Below are 19,859 nucleotides of genomic sequence, written 5' to 3' on the forward strand. Positions count from 1 at the left end.
TCAAAATCAGAATACAAAAAAGAGGTCCAATTCGAAAGTGAATTGAACCTCTGAAAATCCCTTCATCAACACCGGTTGACAAAGAGCCCAAAAAACTCGGTATCTTGACTAGATACCGAGTCTTACCGTGAATCCTATTAGTCTTTGCTTACCTTATCATCATCGTCATCACGCTTCTTGTTCTTCAACAACAAGTAGATAATGATCAACAATAACAGAATGATGATGGCCCCACCAGCTACGAACCACCAGAAATAATTCTTCTTAGGTGCCGGTGTGTTGAACTTGTTTTGTAATTGCCCAATCTTCTTCTGAGTCAGCTTAAAGTCCTTCACGAAGTGCCAATGATACCCGCCTTGCGCGTATGCATCCAGCGTTAACGTATAGGTACCGGCCTTCAACTGCTTGTCCCCCCACGGAATGGCGTAATTGAAATTACTGTTTGGTGCCATCGCCATGGAAGACTTTTCGTTGCTTAAAATGGTTTTGCTTTCACCCTGCTTCGTAATCTTCGTCTTGACCTTCAAGTTGCTCATCAAGCCCGGACGTGGGTTCTACAGGTTAGCCTCAACCTGGTTGTACTTGTTCGACTGGCCGTTCTCGACCGAAAGTAGCTTCATGTCCGGCGCAACGTCCACGTCACTCTCCCGAAGTCGCAGACCAATGACGTAAGCAAAGGCGTTCTTGATGCTAACACCCTTTTTATTGCTGGCTGCTTCGTTCGCCGTGAGTTGCTTGACGTAAATACCACCCAAAATCATCCCATCGATTCGCTTGGCAGGCATCTTGTAAGAAACGTAGACTTTTTGCTTGCTCTTAGCAGGAACGGTGACCCGCTGGGTTTTACTACCGAACAAATCCTTAATTCCTACTTTTAACGAGGAATCTAGCTTAGGACTCGCCATACTGTAATCAACGACCCCGTTACTGTTGGTGACGGCCTGATTGACTCCCACCTGGTACGTCTTTTTCTTACTCCCCGTATTACTGATCACAATGGCTAACTTCTGTTCCTGATTGGGTTTAACCCGTAATGCAAAGTAAGTCACCTTTTTGTCGTCCTGATTTTTTGGTAGCACGGCCCCAACCGTGTACCCGACACTTTCTGCGCGTGCGGATTGCTGAAACCATCCGAACGCTAGCAGTAACGCCCCAAATGTTACCAATAACCGTAACCACTTTTTCATGATTAATTCGGCCTCCCATATCCACTCTCTTTTTTGTTTCATTGTAACAAAGAATGCGGTAGCTGTCGCCACCGCATTCTTTAAAACTCGTCATTTTTAAGGTGTGTCTGTTAACTGCCAGGTCAATACTCCCGTGTAAAGTTGCTGTTGGGTTACCTCGCCGGCATTGACGAACAGACGCGCCGGTAAACTTGAATTTGCGTTGATGCGCATCATCCACGTTCCTAACCCGTGGTCCGGTGCGGCGTGTGCCACAATTTCCGCCACATTCATCGTCATGTCTTGCTTTGCCCCAACGGTTACGGTTGGCGCCCCGCTGACAGTCCCTGCTGCCTTCGGTTTAAAAGTCGACTGACCCAGAGCTAAGTCACCGTGAGTCACCTGATGATGGTCAGTTTGACCAGTCAGGGACCCCGCCGTTAGGTACAGTTTCCAGCCGGCGCCATTATAGCGCCGGTCACTGACCTGAACAAAGGCTCTGGAATTCTCGGCGGTCGTGTTAATCACTTGGCCCGTCACAGAATCCTGTTTGAAAGTTAGGTTCGGAACGTAATCCAACGTAAGTGGGCCGGTCGAACCGGTCCCTCCGTTACCTGAATCCCCTGGGTCGCCGGGAAAGGGTTTCTCCGGTGTTTCCGGATCGACAGGTTTCACCGATCCACTAGTGTCCCCGGGCTTCAGGTTCGTTGAAGCAGTTGTTCCGTACGTATCGGCTGACGCTGGGCTTTGTAGCAACCCCACGCTAAGGCTGAACGCCAAAGCAAATGAGGCCACTATTTTAGTTATTTTGTTGGTCACTACGCAGCCCTCCTTTGCTTATAGCAACGGATTAGCGTGTGTTATTTATCAGTTGATGGTTGTGCTGGTGCTGGAGTTGATGGCGTTTGTGTACTTGCACCAGTCGTGTCAGGCGTGTTAGCTAACGTCCAAGTCAATTTAGAAGTATAGTTACCAGCCTTGTTACCAGCAGCAATTTCAAATGAGCTGGTTGCCTTATCGAATTGAGAAATCCAAGTCCCGATACCTTTACCAGCTGAGGCTTGGAAAATTGGTAAGTTACCAGTGGAACCGTCAGATTCCAAAGTTACCTTGTTACCAAGGGGAGAATTACTTTGGTTGTTGTCATCCGTAGCGCTAACTTTTGAAGCATCCAGTACCAGTTGGGAAGCTGCCAGAACCTTTGAGTCTTTTGTAACATTAGCGTCTTTAGCCACTGGGTTGTTGAGATTAAATGCATCAGCGGATACTTGAACGTTCCAACCAGTTTCATAACCTTGGTTCCCAACAACTAAGGCACCATCTTTGAGTTCTTTAGGTGCCTTCGTCTTGTCTCCAAACAGCTCATTAGTGAAAGTTACATCGTGCAGGGTTTGCTTGTCCCCAGTTAAGGTACCAGTGAAGGCAACGTTAGGAGCGCTGATCAAGTGAATACCACCAGCAGCGTTACCACCTTCATCGCCACCACCAGTTAAGCTAACACTGGCTTGGGTTTGCTTGGAAACTGAAGTTGCATCTTTTTCAGCTGGGTTCACCGTTGCGGCACTAGCAGTAACAGTGTTAAAACCTAACCCAGCAAGCAGTGCAGTAGTAGCAAGTAATTGTAAAGTTTTCTTAGTCATCATCATTATAGTCTCCCTCAACTTTTTGTCTTTTTCCGTCTACTCGTCAAAAATCCTATCCAAACCGTAAGCAACAATATGATACCGGCCATCGTACCTAAGCCGAACCACGCCTCAGAAGTCTGAGGTAAGCGGCCCTTCGAAGTCTGGTTGGTTGGGCTGCTGCCCGTCGCCGGACTCGCGGTAGCTCCTTGACCACCTGAAGCACTCGTGTTGACGGGCTTCGAAGTCGTCCCGGGGTTACCATCGTCAGCGCCACCGCCGCTCACTAGATCGCCGTCATGTCCCCCACTAACCGAACCACTAGGTGTCGTGATCGTTGGTGTTGTAGGTGGCGTTAAAGTGACCGAGTAATGCGACTGTTGAACATCCCCTGACGATTGGTCAGCAGCTCGAGCAGTTGTTGGAATTCCCCAACCGACGATAAGCAGGCTCAGTATCAGCAATCCTAGTTTTTGAAAACGCATCGCTGTTCCCATCCTCACGTCCGTATCTTTCCAAGCAACTCATTACCATTTCCAATGGACCTGTCTTGCAAGGCGAATCGAATCTCATCTGATTACAGGGCATATACTATCACGACCCAATTAACTTGTCCACAATCTATAATCTGTGGTGAAAATGGGAACGAAGCCCAGTCAAGCCGCGCCGTGCCTTAGTTCATACGTATTTATATTTTTTAGATTAAACACTGTTATATCAGTGTTTTTGCGTACATTTTCGATATTAATTACGCAATCAATTCGCGAAATCCCTTGTGAATATTTTAAAAAGCGCCCGGAACATTATAGGGTAATGGGGTTCTTATACAACATATCTAAGGTATATCCTATGTACTATAAACCCTTATGGCTTATGGCTTGAACCCATGAAAACAATCCTGCTTTTTTTATTCCAAAAAAAAGCAAAAAATGTAAAAAAAATGACGTTTTCTTAGAAACCTCTAAGAAAACGCCGTTTTTATAAAACTATTTATTGTTAAAGCCGCTATGGAAGCCTTTTTGTACGGAAACTGGTGCATTCTTGTACGCCATCTGTTTGACGTAAGTTCCCCGAATCATCAATCGATTAGCACCGGTTGCGTCACAAGTAATCAGGGTCACCAGCTTCTTCTTGGTCTGATCAACCACTTTCACGTCGGTTGCTGGAATAAATTTCCGCACGCTCACCTTGTACACGAAAACCTTTTTAGCATTGGTTAGGTAGATAGTCTGCCCGACCCGGGTCTTCCAATACAATGGACTAAACAGAATCGTCTGTGAGCTCATGTGGTGCCCAGCCAGCGGATAATTCCCCTCACCCATCTTTTGGTCCGGCCGCATGGTCCCCGCTGTTAACGCGAGAACCTCGTTGCTGACCCCTCGAGCAATCGGCAAGTGAATCTTAGATTGGGGCATCAATATCTCCCCAACCACGTGAATATCAGCCGTGTTCCAACGCGCGTTAGCTACGGTTGAGAAATCCAGTGACTTGACCTTACTGAAATCAAACGATGCCTTTTTCTTCTCGTTTTTCTTAACGGACTTCTGCGTAATCTTGGGTTGATAGGAAGAAATCAACCAGTTTTTAATCTGCTCGTTGAAAATCAAGCCCAGTGATACCACGATCAACAGAACAAATAGCGTCGACCAGAACCATCGCCACCGATTCTTCCTCTGTTTTTTGGGTGCTTGCTTGTTATTGTCTGCCATAATTACATACTCCATTCCCCAAATAATTCGGTCTCTTCGCTTTTGTATTTTACGCCCTTTACTGACTAAAACAAAGCCGAATACACCGAGAACGGGTTTATTCGTTAGAACTTTGTCAGCTACCAGGTTGCACTGCCCCCCAAAGACGCCTAACTTCAAAGAGTCGTTCTCCCTATATGGAAGGACGACTCTTTGTCAGCTTTATCTATAAAGGGTCGAACGATGACCATATTGCTTAAAAGTCACACGATGTCTATTGATAAAGTGCATCGTCACTGTCGATTGATACTTTCCAGCTTCAAATTCATAGCCACGGAACTTGTACCGGTGACTCCCCATTTTCTTGTATTTCAAGTGGGTGAGGTGCGGATCATTATCGTCTAAAACAAATAGTTTCTTACTGATATACATCGTTTCACCCATGCGACCCCGCATCACATCTTTGTCGTGCCAATGACCACGGGCAATCTTGGGAGCGCCCTTATGCCACTTAGCCGCTTGCGCCTGAGTATTACCACTAACCAGACTGCCCAATCCCAAGCTGCCGACTAGCAATAACGCTGCTATCGCTTTACGATACATCTTGCCATCTCCTAAATTAAATAGACTATCTCTCTAAAGTTTAGCAGTTTCATTCCACAAAAAACCGGCAACAGTTGAACTGTCGCCGGCAAGACAAATCATAAATTTTATAATTAGTCGTTGGATAAACCATACTTCTTGTTGAAACGGTCCACAGCACCATCGGCCGTAGTAAACTTTTGCTTACCAGTGTAGAATGGGTGGGAATCAGAAGTAATTTCGACACGGATCAATGGGTACGTGTTACCGTCTTCCCATTCAACCGTTTCGTCAGAAGTTGCAGTTGAACCAGACAAGAACTTAAAACCAGTACTTGAGTCTTGGAACACAACTTCGTGGTAATCTGGATGAATTCCTTGCTTCATAATGTATTTCGCTCCTTTGCCCTGATCCATCTACTGGATCAGAGATTGATTTAATCGTCAACCGTTGAATTATACCATGAAATTATAATCGCGGCAATGCTTAATCTTGGCCGTTTTCAACCAAACTATCATCAACGATTTCTACGTCGGCGTTTAGCGCCGTTAATTTTTCGACAATTCGATCATAGCCGCGCAAAATATTATCTGCCTGACTAATCTCTGTGTCACCTTCGGCCATCAGCCCGGCAATCACCAGTGATGCCCCGGCCCGAATCTCGCCAGCCTGAACTGAGCTGCCGACTAAGTCATCGCTCGGATCAATGATAATGGTGCCCTCTTCAGAACGAATGTGGGCCCCCATCTTCCGTAACTCCGCAATGTGCTTAATCCGCTTAGGGTAGATGGTATCAATGACCACACTACTCCCGTCTGCCTTAAACAACAGCGGCGTCAATGGCTGCTGTAGATCCGTGGCAAAACCAGGGAACGGCATCGTCTTAACCTGAATGGGCTGTAAGTCCTCGGACCGCGGCACGTAAATACTGTCTTCGTTGATCTCCAGAGGCACGCCCATTTCAATCATCTTAGCGGTAAAGGCCTCCAAGTGTTCTGGAATCACATTCTTTAACACCACGCCATCCCCAACAGCCGCTGCCATGGACAAATACGTCCCAGCTTCGATCCGATCAGGAATAATGGTGTGAGTGTTCATGGCCCGTAACGTTGGGACCCCTTCGATCCGAATAACGTCGGTACCAGCACCACGAACGTGTGCCCCCATGTTGTTTAAAAAGGTCGCAATGTCGATAATCTCTGGTTCCTTCGCAGCGTTCTCAATCACCGTCGTTCCAACTGCTTTAACCGCTGCCAGAATTGAGTTGATCGTTGCGCCGACCGAAACCATGTCCAAGAAAATCCGCGCACCATGCAGGCCCTCTGGCCCCGTGGTGATCCGAACCGTCCCGTCGTGCTCGTCAACTTGGGCACCCAAGGCCTTGAACGCCTTGATGTGTTGGTCAATTGGCCGTGGCCCAATGTTGTCGCCGCCTGGAAAACTCAGCGTGGCCCGTTGGAACCGCCCCAACAAGGACCCCATAAAATAATACGACGCACGCAAGCTCTTGATAGCCTTGCTGGGTAACGGTGCTTCGACGATTTCCGTTGGGTCAATGGTGAGGACCCCATCTTCAAAGGTTGATTGCACATTCATTGATTTCAAAATAAGCATTAAGTTATGCACATCGAGAATATCCGGTACCATATCAAAACGCACCGGGGTATCAGCTAGAATTGCTGCCGGAATTAATGCTACTGTGCTATTTTTGGCGCCGCCAATCGTCACTTCTCCAGAAAGGCGCTGGCCGCCATGAATAATCATTTTCTTCATTGTGATGTGTTCCTCACTTAAATTTATCTTCCATATAATTCCATACAGTCAGATACCATGATAAATAATACCAGGCAAAAAGACAACTGTTTCCCGGCATTTCACGCAAAATGTAATATTCCGTGACTACAAGACCTGGTCTCGTAAGTCATCAAGGTCCTTGGCTAGAATGGTGTCAATAATAATTTGTGTCAATTGACGGGGTGTCTCAGGCATCCCGTCCTTGACCCATTTTTTAAGGATACTTTGCAAACCGGCGCCAATGTAGGTTCCCTGGTAATCGTCAATCAGTGGCGGTTCCGGGCCATTTCGCCGCATCAGTTCCTGCATCCGTTCTAATAGTTTCGTTTTGCCTTCAACAAACACCAAGTTACTTAACTTCTTGTCTCCATAGAACGCCGTTAACAGGTGTTCTAACGCCTGTGTTGGCGTTGCCCCCTCTAGAGGGTTTAACGACGACACAAAGGCCTTCTCAATGCTCGCAACGCAGTCATAGATGTCTGTATAGTACCGATAGAACGTTGTGCGGTTCACATCAGCCTGCGCGCAAACTTCCGTCACCGAAATGGCGTTAATCGGTTTACTCTCCAGTAATGATAGGACAGTTTGTTGAATGATCCCCTGTGTATACTGGGCGCGCCGATTATTTTTCACACCAACCATAGATTTTCACTCCTAATTGTGCCACACACCGGCCCGACCACGAGAGATATTACGTGCTGTCACCACTATTTCTATGGTATGGTAGGGACCGCAAAACACGGTGTGCGTAAGTATCAAAACAACATTTTCATAAAAACTGTTGTGTTTACAACACTTCCGTCAACATTGACGCTTGTTCTGTCGACCATTTGTTTTTATGATATAAGACACGGTGTTGCAATAATGCCATTTTATCAGAAAAATCGAAACAACAACAGCCAAAATCAAAAATTGGAAGGATAATTTCAAATGCTGGAACTCAAACATATCAAAAAGTACTACCACGTGGGCGATTCCGTCACGAAGGCCCTGGACGACGTCTCCGTTGCCTTCCGTTCCCAAGAATTTGTGGCCATCCTGGGGCCTAGTGGCTCTGGGAAAACGACCATGCTGAACGGTATTGGCGGCTTGGACATTTACGATTCTGGTGACCTTGCCATTGAAGGTAAGTCTACCAAGGACTTTTCTGCCTCCGACTGGGACGCCTACCGGAACAATTCCGTTGGTTTCATCTTCCAAAGCTACAACATTATCAGCCACCTAAGCATTCTCGACAACGTTGAAATGGGGATGACTCTGAGTGGGGTCTCTAACCAGGAAAAGAAGGAAAAGGCGCTTAAGGCCCTGGACCGCGTTGGTCTAACCGAACACATCAATAAAAAACCTAACCAACTTTCTGGTGGCCAACTACAACGGGTCGCCATTGCTCGGGCGATTGCCAATGAGCCAGAGATTCTGCTCTGTGACGAACCAACCGGTGCCCTGGATACCGAGACCAGCAACGAAATCATGCAGCTGATCAAGGAACTTTCCGCTGAACGATTGGTCATCATGGTGACGCATAACCCTGACTTGGCTCGGCAATACGCCGACCGGATCATCGAATTCGCAGACGGTAAGATTCAAAACGACTCAAACCCCTACAATGAACATGCCGATGCCGAACAATTTAAGCTGAAGAAGACACGGATGACCTTCTGGACAGCTTTGAAGCTTTCCTTCAATAATATCCGGACTAAGAAGGGGCGGACCGCTCTGACAGCCTTCGCTTCCAGTATTGGGATCATCGGTATTGCCGTCGTCTTGGCCCTGTCCAACGGATTCCAGACGCAGATCAATAAGACTCAGGCCAACACCTTGGCCCAGTTCCCCGTCACGATTTCACAGACCGCTACCAGCACCACCGGTACCCAGGGCAATGACAAAGTGAAGGCCAACAACGCCAAACACGTGACGGCTAAAGTCAGCCAGCAGGACAAGGCGACTCACACCAACAAGCTTACCAAGAGTTACTTAAACTACGTTAAAAAACTCGACAAGAATTTAAGCAAGAACGTGACGTACACCTACTCGACTGGGATGAACCTATTACGCCAAGTCGACGGTAAGACTAAGACGGTCTCCTTCTCCAACGTCGATAACAGTAGTTCTAGCAGCTCCAGCGCTATGCAATCAGCCATGTCTGCTTCCACTGGTGTCGGCGGTTCCGTCTACCCCAGCGCCAACGATGGTGGGATCAACTTCTTGAAGAAACACTACAAGTTGGTTTCTGGTTCGTATCCTAAGAGCGCCAACGACATTATCCTAATCGTTGACCGGGATGGCTCAACCAACATCAACGCGTTGAAGAACCTGGGGTACACTGCCAAGGACAACCAGAAGTTTAGCTACGGTAAAATCGTGGGTACCAAGATCAAGGTCGTCAATAACAACGACTACTATCAAAGCCTCCCTACTGGTAATTATGTACCGAACAAGGCCACAAATGCCTTGTACAACAACAGCCACAACATGACGTTAAAGGTTGCCGGTATCGTGAAGGTCAAAGCGAAGTCCTCTGAAAATGTGCTGGCCTCCGGAATTGCATACAGCGACAAGTTAACGCAGAACATCATTCAAGCAAATAAAGGTTCCAAGATCGTTAAAGCCCAAAAGAAGGCCAGTGACAACGTCATTACGGGCCAAAGCGTGGATAAGACCACGAAGCAATCGTTAGTCAGCTACTTAGGTGGCTCCACCACGCCTGCTAGCATTTTGATCTACCCCAACACCTTTAAAAACAAGGATAAAGTGTTGAAGTACCTCGACAAATACAACAAGGGTAAGAGCAAGTCTGACAAGGTGATCTACACCGATATGGCCGGGACCGTTTCCAGCCTGACTGGTGGCTTGATGGATGCCATTACCTACGTATTGGTTGCCTTTGCGGGTATCTCGCTGGTAACCAGTATGATTATGATTGCCATCATCACCTACACTTCCGTTCTTGAACGGACCAAGGAAATTGGGATTTTGAAAGCATTAGGTGCTCGGAAGAAAGATATTACCCGCGTCTTCGATGCTGAAACCTTTATCCTGGGTGTCGGTTCTGGTGCACTGGGTGTCGTCATTGCCTGGTTGTTGACGTTCCCAATCAACGTGGTGCTGAAAAACATCACTGACTTGAGCAACGTTGCCCACCTGAACCCCGTTCACGGTATCGTGTTGATTATCATCAGCACCGTCCTGACAATGTTAGGTGGTCACATCCCCGCACGGATGGCGGCCAAGAAGGACGCGGCGACTGCGTTACGTTCTGAATAATTTCTAAATACACTTAAAACGACCTCCCCCCTCAGTTGGGGAGGTCGTTTTTTTGCTGTCTATTGGGCTGGCTGGTAACAACTAACCCATTAACAGGACTGCTTCACGCTTGAAAATTATTCGCCGTATTGGGTTGAAACGACTTTGTATTTCCCTGTAACTATATCTTGCTTCATCAATTCTCCCTTGGCATTAATTTCGTAAGATGCCACCCTGGGATCGATATCAGGAGATGCACCAGCCTCTTGCATCCGTCTGGTCGAATGATTTTCACGAACGTCAATATCTAAAGTGCCTTTTTTATTCATGTTTTGCATAAACAAATAGTCGCTTTGCGCAAATTTATCCGGATTGCCTTTAAGATCATCTTTCAGCATATTCGTCCAAACCCAATCATTCACCTGAGCTGTCGTTAAATTATTGGTATCAGTACGATTAGTCGTAGCCGTAGTAGCTGAACTTGTGCTGTCCGAATCAGTGTCACTAGAACTAGACTCATCGTCCACTACTGGCGTATTCTTGGTTGATTTCCGGGTCATCAATGGGATATCCCCCACCGTATCAATTAATTTCAACCGGTTACCAGTCAGGTTGACCCGATAAACATCTGGGGCGACTTTCCGACCAGCCCAATATGACTTCAGCAGATAGTCGCCACCAGTCAACTTTTTGTAAGACACAGCCGAGTTGGCACCCCAACCAGCACCATCACTGACCTTATTTCCTTGCTGATCATAACTATTATTCAAGCCATCGAGGGTCGTATCAAGAATATAAAAATAGGTCTTTTCTTTAAGCATTTGTTTGTCTACCGAGGAACTGCTACTGTCCAGCTTCCCGCCTAAATTCAATCGCTTGGCATCATAAATGCCAGTCTCCCAAGTCCCTTTCAGTTCTGAAGGAACCCCCTTCGTCCAGGCCGTTCCATCATCGCCAATAATGAAGTTTCGACTCAACTTGGGGGCACTGCTTTTAAGACTGTAAGAATGCAGCCCACCATCCAGCCACGACAGGGTCAACGCCATCTTCTGACCATTGTTCCGCTTAATTGTCAGCTTCTGGTCAGAATCTTTCTTCTGACTCGTCGTTACGATTCCCTTAACGATTGTCTTGCCCTTGGCAGTCAATGCCCAGCGCCAATGGTTTTGATGATAGTAAAACCGTGAATAAGTCATCTGCTGATTGCTCCGCGTACCGGCATCCTCCGCTGCTTTTTGACTAGCCGGCTTCAGTGCCGTCGTCAACTTGGACGGTTGGGGCTGATCAGCCAACTTTGTTTCCGACTGGCCGGCATTTTGCCTAGCGTGGCAACCGCTCACGACCATCATGGCTAACAACGCTAACCCCACTAATTTGACTTTGGTTTTCATTGTCGTTCTCCTCTATTTTGACAAATTAAAAGCGGCCGGTCTGTACTTATCGCACGATGAACGGGCCCCCTCTGCCAACTGTAGTTATGTACTGTGATATTTTAGAATCAAAAATAACAACCATTTACATACTAAGAATACACCCACGACTGGAAAAAGCGTAGTGTCATTTATCAAAAAAATGTCGCATTACTCCCCAGTAAACCTAAGAAATAATGCGACACTGTTTGAATTCATGATTAATTGGTTAGCCCTCTGCTTGATGCACGTCTTCCTTGATGTTATCTTCAGCGAAGTCGTGGGCTCGGTAGTCCGGATCATCAATGGGTAAGTGTTGTTCCAACGTGCTGAACGGTTGAACGCTAACTTCACCAGTCACCGTTTCAAAGTCCAGCAAGTGGCCACCAAAGCTCCGATCGTCTGTCAGGAAATGGTGATGAAAACCACCGACCGCAATGCCATCAAACAACTGCGGTGAGTAGTAGCCAATCAAGGTTCCTTGAACGCTATCACGAGTGAACACACTCTGATTCTTAGCGGTTTCTGCCAAGGACTGGTAAGGCTGGCTCGACTTAGCCACGGCCCGGGTCTTCACGTTGGTAAAGGTTCCCGTTGCTTTGACCGAGAAGAACGCATTATCTAGCTTGCTTAACGCCAGAATCTGTTGATTAAAAGCGGTTTTGCTGGCATTTTCCACCGTCATTAAGGGTTGGTAGTCGGCAAAGTGACTGTTTGCAAATGGCAACGTAAAGTCGTCACCAACGACCTTCACCTCGCCACGACTGTTGATTTGATAGGGTTGCCCATCTAAAATGATCAGCTCACCATCCAAGCCTTCACCGGTGCCAATGCCGGTGTCCCCGTGCTGAAGCAATTCTTTCATCGTGAGGGTCCCGGTCAAAAGGCCCGGCACCAACAGGGCTAACGTCCCGTGTTGAAATAATTTTGTCGTATCCATTCCGCATGGCTCCTTTAGTTTAAAACGTCTTCCAAAAGTAAGGACTTCAATTTAAGATTATCACGGTAGTCAACCGGGATCTGAATCACGATTGGGCCATCAGTGTGCATCGCTGCAGCCAACGTACCCGCTAAGTCAGCAGCGTGGTCAACGCGCACACCCTTGGCACCAAAACTCTCAGCGTATTTCACGTAATCGACGGGACCGAAGTCTACGCCGGCGTCGTGGCCGTACTTCGCGATTTCCTGGAACCGCACCATGTCATAGTGCCCATCATCCCAAATGAGTTGGACGATTGGTAACTTCAAGCGAACGGCCGTTTCTAATTCCTGACCGGAAAAGAGGAATCCACCGTCACCCGCAACGGAGACGACCGGTTGACCTGGTCGTTCAAGCGCCGCCGCAATGGCCCACGGTAATGCCACCCCTAACGTTTGCATCCCGTTACTGAAGAGTAAATGCCGGGGTTGATAGCTCCGGAAATACCGGGCCATCCAAATGTAAAAACTACCGACGTCGGCGGTGACCGTGGTGTCATCATCCACGGCCGCTTGCAATGCCTTGATAATGGCTAACGGATGGATGCCGTGCACGTCATCCGCCGCTGGTACTTCCGCCTGATCAGTGAATTTTTGCCAAAGATCGGTCAGTTCAGTCTGAACGGCCGGGGCTAGTTTCCAATCGCTAGGCAATTTGGCCGCAATGGCATCGAGGGTCTTGGCAACGTCAGCGTGAACCACCATTTCTGGCTGGTAATCCGTTGTGATCTCTGGCACCACACTGTCCAAACTGATGACTTCACCAGTTCGGTCGGTATTCCAAATCCGTGCTTCATATTCCACGGGATCGTAACCAACGGTAATCACTAGGTCACTGCGTTTCAACAGGTTATCCCCCACTTGGTTACGGAACAAACCGACTCGCCCAAAGTAGTTAGCGACCAGGTCACGGGACACCACGCCGGCCCCCTGGAACGTCTCAACGACGGGCAAATCAACCCGCTTCAACAAGTCCCGAATGGCTGCCGTTACGTCGTTCGCCGAAGCACGCATCCCAGCCAAGATAACGGGCAACTTAGCCGCCTGAATCTTAGCAACGATACTGGCCACAGTGGCTTCATCAGCGACACCCTGATTGACGACTGGCACGGCACCAATTTCTGGACGAGTCACTGCAGCGCTCAACACGTTTTGCGGCAGTGACACGAAGGTTGCCCCAGCCTTAGGGGCAACGGCCGTCTGATAAGCGTTGGCAAATGTTTCAGACAGGCTGTCAGCGTTTTGGACTTCCACACTAGACTTCGTGGCGGCATCCATCAATTCCTTGCTGGGAATGCTTTGATGGGTCAACCGCGCTAAGTCATCTTGAGGAACCTGACCACCCAGAGCGATAACCGGATCCCCTTCGGCTGTCGCCGTAATCAGACTAGTCGTCAGGTTGGAGACACCCGGGCCAGAGGTAGTGGCTACCACACCAGGCTTACCAGTCAAACGACCAATTCCCGCAGCAATCAGCGCAGCGTTTTGTTCATGACGGGTAACAACTAGTTTAGGAGTCCGTGGATCTTTGCTATACTGGAGTCCTTCAAACAGTTGATCGACCTTAGCACCCGGAATACCAAAAACGTACTTGATTCCTTGATTGATCATGCTTTGAATTAGGGCTTGCGCACCCGTTTTCGTGTCTGCCATGGAGATTACCTCACTTTTATATATTTTCTTCTATTCTGCTAATTAAGTTTAAAAATCCGTTCGTGTTGACAAGTCAACATAGAACTATGATAATCAGGTTGTGTTGTTTTGTCAACACATCATTTCGAAAGGAGTTTCAAATGAAAGACTTAGGCTACCTGGCTCAGGACATTTCCATCCTGCACCGTAAATATTATAAAGATACGCGTGAGGCGTTCGCCGAATTGGGACTGAACCCCACCGCCGCCTGCGTGTTGCTCACGATTCACGAACAGCCCGGTATTAATCAGAACCAGGTGGCCAAGTCACTGGTCATCGACAAGGGATTGACCACTAGAGAGGTCAATAAACTCCAAAACTTAACCTACCTGACTAAGACCGCCGGGGCCGGTAAAGCCCAGTTGCTCTCACTGACCGCCACGGGTGAAACCGTGGTTGACCAAGTACAAACTATTCGTCGGAGCTGGTGGCAGGCCCGGTTCGATGAAACCGGCATCGATGCACAAAGTCCCCTAATTCCCGCCATCGAAGCCGCTGTAGCTAGTATTGTTGAAAAATAAACTGGTTAATTGGCCACCTGCGGCTGTCAGAGATTCCGCCTGCTGTGGGGAACGCCTCCGGCCTGAAAAGCGGTCCTTCGGCTCGGTTTGAAGCCTGGAAAAACCACCAGTCTCCAAACACGTCCCACGCTGTAAGCCGAAAATCGGCTAACACCGTTGACACAGCTGGCTCCACCTCTGACCGCCTCCGGTTAAACGGGTTCTTGGAAACTAAGCTAGTATAAATACTCGGATGACAGCACTTATCCAGTATCATTGGCGCTCTACTAGGCAGCCGAGGACGTGTTTTGCGGCTTCAAGCGAGGAACAAGACCGTCCTTTTGTCCTTCCCACCGTGTTTCGGTACAAATCTGGCGAACGGACAAGCGGCAATTTCCCACTATTTCTGACTAAACACCAATACCCGATTCCTGTTGTATCAGGCATAATTGGTGTTTCAATGTTTTCAATCTTTAGACCTCAATTAAAATCACACTATCATTCCCAAATATGCAAGATATGGCTGTTATCTTGTGTTATATAAAGTTTAAACAGCGTTTCCGCTGAACTCATTCAAGTAAAGTTTACAAATTTAAATTAATATATCTGAACTACAGACAAAAAGAAGCCCCACCACCAAGCGTTTTATCAACGCTTGGTGGTGGGGCTTCCTCAATTTCATAATTAAGTCATTTAAAACTTAGTCCTTAACTTCCTTGCTAGCAGCGGCAATGAAGTCACGGAACAAGCCTTCTGGCCGCTCTGGCCGTGATAAGAATTCTGGATGGTATTGGGCTGCCACGAAGAACTTCTTTTCTGGTAATTCAATGACTTCAACCAAATGGTCGTCAGGAGAAGTCCCAGAGAAGACCAATCCCTTGGCAATCATTTCATCGCGGTATTGGTTGTTGAATTCATAACGGTGACGGTGACGTTCTTCCACCATCGCCTGGTTATCGTAAGCTGCAGCGGCTTTCGAACCTGGCTTCAACTTGCAAGGGTACAGGCCTAAACGCTGGGTCCCACCCATTTCATGGACGTCCGTCTGGTCAGCCATCAGGTCAATGATCTTGTGGCTAGTTTCAGGATCCATTTCCGTTGAGTTGGCATCCTTGTAACCAAGAACGTCGCGAGCAAATTCAATGCTGGCCATCTGCATTCCCAGGCAAATCCCCAGGTAAGGAATATCTTGTTCCCGCACGTACTTGATGGCAGTAATCATGCCTTCAATTCCACGATCCCCGAAACCACCGGGAACCACGACACCATCAACGTCGCCTAAGATATCAGCAACCGTGCCTTCTGTAATCTTTTCAGCGTCGACCATCTGTAAGTCGATGTTGGCATCAACCGGGTAACCGGCATGTTGTAGGGCTTCCGCCACGGAAATGTACGCATCATGTAAGCCAACGTACTTACCCACTAACGCAATCTTGATAGTCCGCGTCAGATTTTGCATGTGGTCAACCATCGCTGCCCACTTCGTCATGTCAGCCTTTGGTGCTTCCACCTTGAAATGGTCTAAGACGATTTGGTCTAAGCCCTGTTCCTGTAACAACAATGGAATTGAGTAGATTGTTGGCACATCCATTGATTCAATAACTGCTGAAGGTTGCACGTCACAGAACAAGGCGATTTTACGTCGCATATCATCCGTAATGTGGGCTTCCGTCCGGACTACCAAAATGTTTGGTTGAATCCCGATGCTCCGCAGTTCACGCACGGAATGTTGCGTTGGTTTCGTCTTCATTTCGTGTGCGGCATGCAGCGTTGGTACTAACGTGGTGTGAATGTAAACCACGTTTTCGTCACCAACTTCGGACTTCATTTGCCGAATGGCCTCAAGAAATGGTTGTGATTCAATATCCCCAACAGTCCCACCAATTTCGGTAATCACAAAGTCTGCGCCCAGCGTCTTACCGGCCCGCATAATTTTTTCTTTAATCATCCCGGTGATATGAGGAATCACTTGCACAGTTGCTCCCAGATAGTCACCGCGACGTTCCTTCTCCAAAACTTCGGAGTAAATCTTACCAGTCGTCACGTTAGAATATTTGTTCAGATTGTTGTCAATGAAACGTTCGTAATGACCCAAGTCCAAATCCGTTTCGGTCCCATCGTCGGTCACGAAGACTTCCCCATGTTGATAAGGGTTCATCGTGCCGGGATCCACGTTGATGTACGGATCGAATTTCTGAATGGTTACGTTTAAACCACGGTTCTTTAAAAGCCGTCCTAGGGAAGCGGCAACAATCCCCTTACCTAGTGATGAAACCACGCCGCCAGTCACAAAAATATATTTGGTCATGTGCAAACTCCTTGTAAGATTATTTAGGGTTGGTTGGAAAACCATAAAAAAAGCTCCCTATTCCTAGCGAATAGGGAGCTTACCGTCCAGTTGTCCTCACTACCAAGTAGCAAGGAGCCCAAAAAATATAATACCTGCTTTTGGGGAGGAGGTCAAGCGAACTTAGAAAATTTATTTCTGTTGTTCGTCGTCATCTTCATCATCGTCGGCTTCGTCGTCGTCAGCGGAGAAGTCGAGACTTTCGTCGTCATCGTCGTCCGGCGTTTCCATTTGGGAAAGCTGGTCTTCGATACCGTCCGGAATATCTTCCGAACCGTCTTCTTCGTCATCGTCGTCGATACCCAAACCAGTCTGGAGCTTGCCCAGGTCTGGTGTTGAGCCGGTGGTGGTGTCATCATCGTCATCGTCGTCATCAGCATAACTGCTGTTGTCGTCGTCTTCGGGATCATCATCATCGTAGTCGATCACATCATCGTCATCTGTCGTGTCAGCCAAGAAGGCGTTAACCTTCTTACGCTTCTTACGCTTAGGTTGATCTTCATCTTCCTCAGCGTGAACCGTTGCTTCATCGATGGATTCAAACGGATACCAAGTTCGCAGTCCCCAAAGGTTATCACCCAGAGAAATGAAACTACCATCGACATTTAAATCCGTATAGAATTGGGACAGCCGGTCACGAATCTCTTCGTCGCTGTCGCCCAAGTATGATTGGACGGCGTTAGCTAAGTCGGCAAACCCCATCACGTCGCCGTGCTGAGACAAAATGGCGTGAGCAACTTCGATCATTGATAATTCCTTTTTATTCTGGCCCTCAAAGACTTTTAATTCCAAACTGGTGCACGTCCTTTCCACAGTCTACGAAATATGATACTCGTTTATGCCGTAAATTGCAATCGAATCTTGTAGTTACCAACCAATTCTTCTCCCGCATACAGGAGGTAATCAATTTTAACATTACCGCTGAACGGCCGCTCCTTGAAACTCGTTTCCAAAAATGGCGTAACGGTTTCAATCGGCATAATGCCATAAGGAGTCTTGTACCGGGCCGTAACCCGCTTCCCGCTCACAAAGTGGAGTCGTAACTCCGCTTCAGCATTACGGGTCAAATGCACATCACCCTCGGGCGTGAATTTCATGGTGACTGGTGTCTGTTCCCCGGTCTCATTATTTGGTTCCAGGTAGCGCAGGTAGAGGTTAGTCCCCATCTGAACCAGCTGACCATCCACATCCAAGCGGTAGTCGGAAACGTCGTCGTTTTGTTTAATGTGCGTTTCCAAGTGAATCATGACGGGCACCCCCGTTGATAACTGACCCATTTGCACACTTCCTTTCCGTGAATTGTCTGTTTTAATTATAGTTCATTTAACTATGAAAACATACTATTTATGCGTTTCTCAACAGGTATAATTTCGCCTTACCGGACACTTCTCTGGGAGCTGGAACGTGGTGGGTACGACTTGGGCCTTGAAAAAAACTCCAAGTCTTCCAGCACAAACTTATATCAAGCTGCAGAAAAACACGCCAACTAAGAATAATTTCACCACTGAGTCCCCCAGAAAAGTGTCCTCATGGCTAATGTTTACAACGCTTGTCACACAATCATTCACAGTCATATTTATATTCAACGTAGTCAGCACGCCTAAATGAATGACGTCGCCGAATCAGGTACAAGCAACAAATATTAGATTGAAGTTCTTCAAATTTTAAATTTGGGTTATTACACCAATATAAGTTCGCCACGCAGAGTCGCGGCTGACAGGAACGGAGCCCTGTGGATGTCCTCTTAGGTCGGGTGATTTTTCCGGCCTTAGAGGGCTGGCCGCCCTTTGAAACTCGGGCTTGGAGGTTCGAAGGCGCCCTGGAGACCGCATCTCAGGCTCCAGGTCTGCCTCACAGGACGTAGTTCCTGTCAGCCGTGACGAAGTTTGTGATTCCTATGTATTTAGTAAGAATGGTCCAGACCATGACGTAGCAAGCGTTTTCTAGTATAATGGGACACTGAAGATATCGTACGAAAGAAGGCGGGTTCGATGGTTCCCTTTGACCTCCCCACAGACAAAATTCAGACCGTGACAACGCCGATCCCAGCTAATCAAAAAAATCAGGCGTTTGGCTACACTAATGCTCTGCTAGACCTGGTACCACAGCTTCAGACACCCATTCTGCACTTCTGGACGATGCAGCCCACCGTTATCATGGGACTGAAGGATAAGCGGCTCCCCCACCTTAGAGCGGCAATTAGAGCCGTTCAAGGCCATGGCTACGATGTGGTTCTGCGAAATTCTGGTGGCTTAGCTGTCGTTAGCGATGGGGGCGTCCTAAACGTATCCCTGTTCGCCCCGCTCACAACGCCCCCACTCAGTGTGGACGCTGCGTACAGCCAAATGATGGCACTCGTGGACGCTGCCTGGCCCGAACTAGCTTTAGAACATTACGAAATCACTAATTCCTACTGTCCGGGTGACTTCGACCTGAGCGTTAACGGCCTTAAAATCGCCGGCATTGCCCAGCGTCGTAGTCCACATGCGTTAGTGACAATGTTGTATCTGGGCGTAACTGGCAATCAAGCTGCCCGAGGTCACTTAGTGCGAGACTTTTATCAAGCCGGCTTGGCGGGTGAGGAAAACGTGTGGGACTTTCCCGACGTGGATCCAGCCGTCATGACCACCACTGCCGACCTTTTGAACCAACCCATCAGCTTAACCGACGCTGAAACGCGGTTCACCAAGGCATTGGCAGATTCGGGGATCACTGTTGGCCACGAAGCGTTAACTGCTGCTATGGCAACGCCCGAATTTACAACTTCGCTAGAACATGCGACCGCTCAGATGGCCCGCCGGCAACCCCGGTTGACCCCATAAAAAGTTAAGGAGGAAT

The 19,859-nt window shown here is 47.9% G+C and carries 17 protein-coding genes and 1 pseudogene; 3 read left to right on the forward strand and 15 right to left on the reverse strand.

What is annotated here, in order from left to right; genetic code table 11:
• Positions 1-137: 137 nt before the first annotated feature.
• The 9 genes and pseudogenes from EKM75_RS09345 to EKM75_RS09385 all read right to left on the reverse strand — a co-directional run bounded on the left by EKM75_RS09345 (position 138) and on the right by EKM75_RS09385 (position 7,494).
• Positions 138-1,229: pseudogene (locus tag EKM75_RS09345) on the reverse strand (DUF916 and DUF3324 domain-containing protein).
• Positions 1,230-1,283: 54 nt separating this feature from the next.
• Positions 1,284-1,985, reverse strand: a complete 702-nt coding sequence (locus tag EKM75_RS09350) for a WxL domain-containing protein (protein WP_125694032.1) — start codon at positions 1,983-1,985, stop codon at positions 1,284-1,286.
• Positions 1,986-2,026: 41 nt separating this feature from the next.
• A complete protein-coding gene (locus EKM75_RS09355) occupies positions 2,027-2,809 on the reverse strand; it encodes a WxL domain-containing protein (protein WP_164508780.1) in 783 nt (260 codons plus the stop codon).
• Positions 2,810-2,823: 14 nt separating this feature from the next.
• A complete protein-coding gene (locus tag EKM75_RS09360) occupies positions 2,824-3,273 on the reverse strand; it encodes an LPXTG cell wall anchor domain-containing protein (RefSeq protein ID WP_164508781.1) in 450 nt (149 codons plus the stop codon).
• A gap of 501 nt (positions 3,274-3,774) precedes the next feature.
• Positions 3,775-4,497: a class A sortase gene (locus EKM75_RS09365; protein ID WP_125694038.1), complete on the reverse strand. Its 723-nt coding sequence runs from the start codon at positions 4,495-4,497 to the stop codon at positions 3,775-3,777.
• A gap of 201 nt (positions 4,498-4,698) precedes the next feature.
• The gene (locus tag EKM75_RS09370) at positions 4,699-5,079 is read right to left on the reverse strand and encodes a hypothetical protein (protein ID WP_125694040.1); all 381 of its coding nucleotides are present in this window, start codon (positions 5,077-5,079) and stop codon (positions 4,699-4,701) included.
• Between the two features lie 113 nt (positions 5,080-5,192).
• The gene (locus tag EKM75_RS09375; RefSeq protein WP_125694042.1) at positions 5,193-5,444 is read right to left on the reverse strand and encodes a type B 50S ribosomal protein L31; all 252 of its coding nucleotides are present in this window, start codon (positions 5,442-5,444) and stop codon (positions 5,193-5,195) included.
• A gap of 100 nt (positions 5,445-5,544) precedes the next feature.
• Positions 5,545-6,831: a UDP-N-acetylglucosamine 1-carboxyvinyltransferase gene (locus tag EKM75_RS09380; protein WP_125694044.1), complete on the reverse strand. Its 1,287-nt coding sequence runs from the start codon at positions 6,829-6,831 to the stop codon at positions 5,545-5,547.
• Between the two features lie 126 nt (positions 6,832-6,957).
• The gene (locus EKM75_RS09385) at positions 6,958-7,494 is read right to left on the reverse strand and encodes a TetR/AcrR family transcriptional regulator (protein ID WP_125694046.1); all 537 of its coding nucleotides are present in this window, start codon (positions 7,492-7,494) and stop codon (positions 6,958-6,960) included.
• A 288-nt stretch (positions 7,495-7,782) separates the two neighbouring features.
• Between EKM75_RS09385 and EKM75_RS09390 the strand changes: the two genes are divergently transcribed.
• On the forward strand, positions 7,783-10,116 hold the full coding sequence (locus tag EKM75_RS09390) for an ABC transporter ATP-binding protein/permease (protein ID WP_125694048.1): 2,334 nt from the start codon (positions 7,783-7,785) through the stop codon (positions 10,114-10,116).
• 116 nt (positions 10,117-10,232) lie between these two features.
• Here EKM75_RS09390 and EKM75_RS09395 read toward each other — a convergent pair whose 3' ends face one another.
• From EKM75_RS09395 to alsS, 3 genes are all read right to left on the reverse strand, one after another.
• On the reverse strand, positions 10,233-11,486 hold the full coding sequence (locus EKM75_RS09395) for a hypothetical protein (RefSeq protein ID WP_125694050.1): 1,254 nt from the start codon (positions 11,484-11,486) through the stop codon (positions 10,233-10,235).
• Positions 11,487-11,733: 247 nt separating this feature from the next.
• Positions 11,734-12,444, reverse strand: a complete 711-nt coding sequence (budA, locus tag EKM75_RS09400) for an acetolactate decarboxylase (RefSeq protein ID WP_125694052.1) — start codon at positions 12,442-12,444, stop codon at positions 11,734-11,736.
• 14 nt (positions 12,445-12,458) lie between these two features.
• A complete protein-coding gene (alsS, locus tag EKM75_RS09405; protein WP_125694054.1) occupies positions 12,459-14,135 on the reverse strand; it encodes an acetolactate synthase AlsS in 1,677 nt (558 codons plus the stop codon).
• Between the two features lie 140 nt (positions 14,136-14,275).
• Here alsS and EKM75_RS09410 point away from each other — a divergent pair, with 140 nt between their 5' ends.
• A complete protein-coding gene (locus tag EKM75_RS09410) occupies positions 14,276-14,695 on the forward strand; it encodes a MarR family winged helix-turn-helix transcriptional regulator (RefSeq protein ID WP_125694056.1) in 420 nt (139 codons plus the stop codon).
• A 679-nt stretch (positions 14,696-15,374) separates the two neighbouring features.
• On the opposite strand, the gene EKM75_RS09415 is transcribed toward EKM75_RS09410, so the two are convergent.
• From EKM75_RS09415 to EKM75_RS09425, 3 genes are all read right to left on the reverse strand, one after another.
• Entirely contained in the window at positions 15,375-16,982 is a 1,608-nt protein-coding gene (locus EKM75_RS09415; RefSeq protein WP_125694058.1) for a CTP synthase, read from the reverse strand.
• A gap of 171 nt (positions 16,983-17,153) precedes the next feature.
• The gene (rpoE, locus tag EKM75_RS09420) at positions 17,154-17,813 is read right to left on the reverse strand and encodes a DNA-directed RNA polymerase subunit delta (RefSeq protein ID WP_125684078.1); all 660 of its coding nucleotides are present in this window, start codon (positions 17,811-17,813) and stop codon (positions 17,154-17,156) included.
• A 44-nt stretch (positions 17,814-17,857) separates the two neighbouring features.
• Positions 17,858-18,298, reverse strand: coding sequence for a DUF1934 domain-containing protein (locus EKM75_RS09425; protein ID WP_125694060.1), 441 nt, complete (start codon positions 18,296-18,298; stop codon positions 17,858-17,860).
• A gap of 714 nt (positions 18,299-19,012) precedes the next feature.
• On the opposite strand from EKM75_RS09425, the gene EKM75_RS09430 reads away from it, so the two are divergent.
• On the forward strand, positions 19,013-19,843 hold the full coding sequence (locus EKM75_RS09430) for a lipoate--protein ligase family protein (RefSeq protein WP_125694062.1): 831 nt from the start codon (positions 19,013-19,015) through the stop codon (positions 19,841-19,843).
• Positions 19,844-19,859: the final 16 nt, after the last annotated feature.

The sequence above is a fragment of the Levilactobacillus tongjiangensis genome (assembly GCF_003946345.1).
GTDB classification, from domain to species: Bacteria; Bacillota; Bacilli; order Lactobacillales; family Lactobacillaceae; genus Levilactobacillus; species Levilactobacillus tongjiangensis.

Excerpts from the sequence above, each read along its gene's own strand:
- EKM75_RS09355 (WP_164508780.1), bottom strand. The coding sequence starts at position 2,809 with ATGATGACTAAGAAAACTTTACAATTACTTGCTACTACTGCACTGCTT.
- EKM75_RS09360 (WP_164508781.1), bottom strand. The coding sequence starts at position 3,273 with ATGCGTTTTCAAAAACTAGGATTGCTGATACTGAGCCTGCTTATCGTC.
- EKM75_RS09365 (WP_125694038.1), bottom strand. The coding sequence starts at position 4,497 with ATGGCAGACAATAACAAGCAAGCACCCAAAAAACAGAGGAAGAATCGG.
- EKM75_RS09370 (WP_125694040.1), bottom strand. The coding sequence starts at position 5,079 with ATGTATCGTAAAGCGATAGCAGCGTTATTGCTAGTCGGCAGCTTGGGA.
- EKM75_RS09375 (WP_125694042.1), bottom strand. The coding sequence starts at position 5,444 with ATGAAGCAAGGAATTCATCCAGATTACCACGAAGTTGTGTTCCAAGAC.
- EKM75_RS09380 (WP_125694044.1), bottom strand. The coding sequence starts at position 6,831 with ATGAAGAAAATGATTATTCATGGCGGCCAGCGCCTTTCTGGAGAAGTG.
- EKM75_RS09385 (WP_125694046.1), bottom strand. The coding sequence starts at position 7,494 with ATGGTTGGTGTGAAAAATAATCGGCGCGCCCAGTATACACAGGGGATC.
- EKM75_RS09390 (WP_125694048.1), top strand. The coding sequence starts at position 7,783 with ATGCTGGAACTCAAACATATCAAAAAGTACTACCACGTGGGCGATTCC.
- EKM75_RS09395 (WP_125694050.1), bottom strand. The coding sequence starts at position 11,486 with ATGAAAACCAAAGTCAAATTAGTGGGGTTAGCGTTGTTAGCCATGATG.
- budA (WP_125694052.1), bottom strand. The coding sequence starts at position 12,444 with ATGGATACGACAAAATTATTTCAACACGGGACGTTAGCCCTGTTGGTG.
- alsS (WP_125694054.1), bottom strand. The coding sequence starts at position 14,135 with ATGGCAGACACGAAAACGGGTGCGCAAGCCCTAATTCAAAGCATGATC.
- EKM75_RS09410 (WP_125694056.1), top strand. The coding sequence starts at position 14,276 with ATGAAAGACTTAGGCTACCTGGCTCAGGACATTTCCATCCTGCACCGT.
- EKM75_RS09415 (WP_125694058.1), bottom strand. The coding sequence starts at position 16,982 with ATGACCAAATATATTTTTGTGACTGGCGGCGTGGTTTCATCACTAGGT.
- EKM75_RS09425 (WP_125694060.1), bottom strand. The coding sequence starts at position 18,298 with ATGGGTCAGTTATCAACGGGGGTGCCCGTCATGATTCACTTGGAAACG.
- EKM75_RS09430 (WP_125694062.1), top strand. The coding sequence starts at position 19,013 with ATGGTTCCCTTTGACCTCCCCACAGACAAAATTCAGACCGTGACAACG.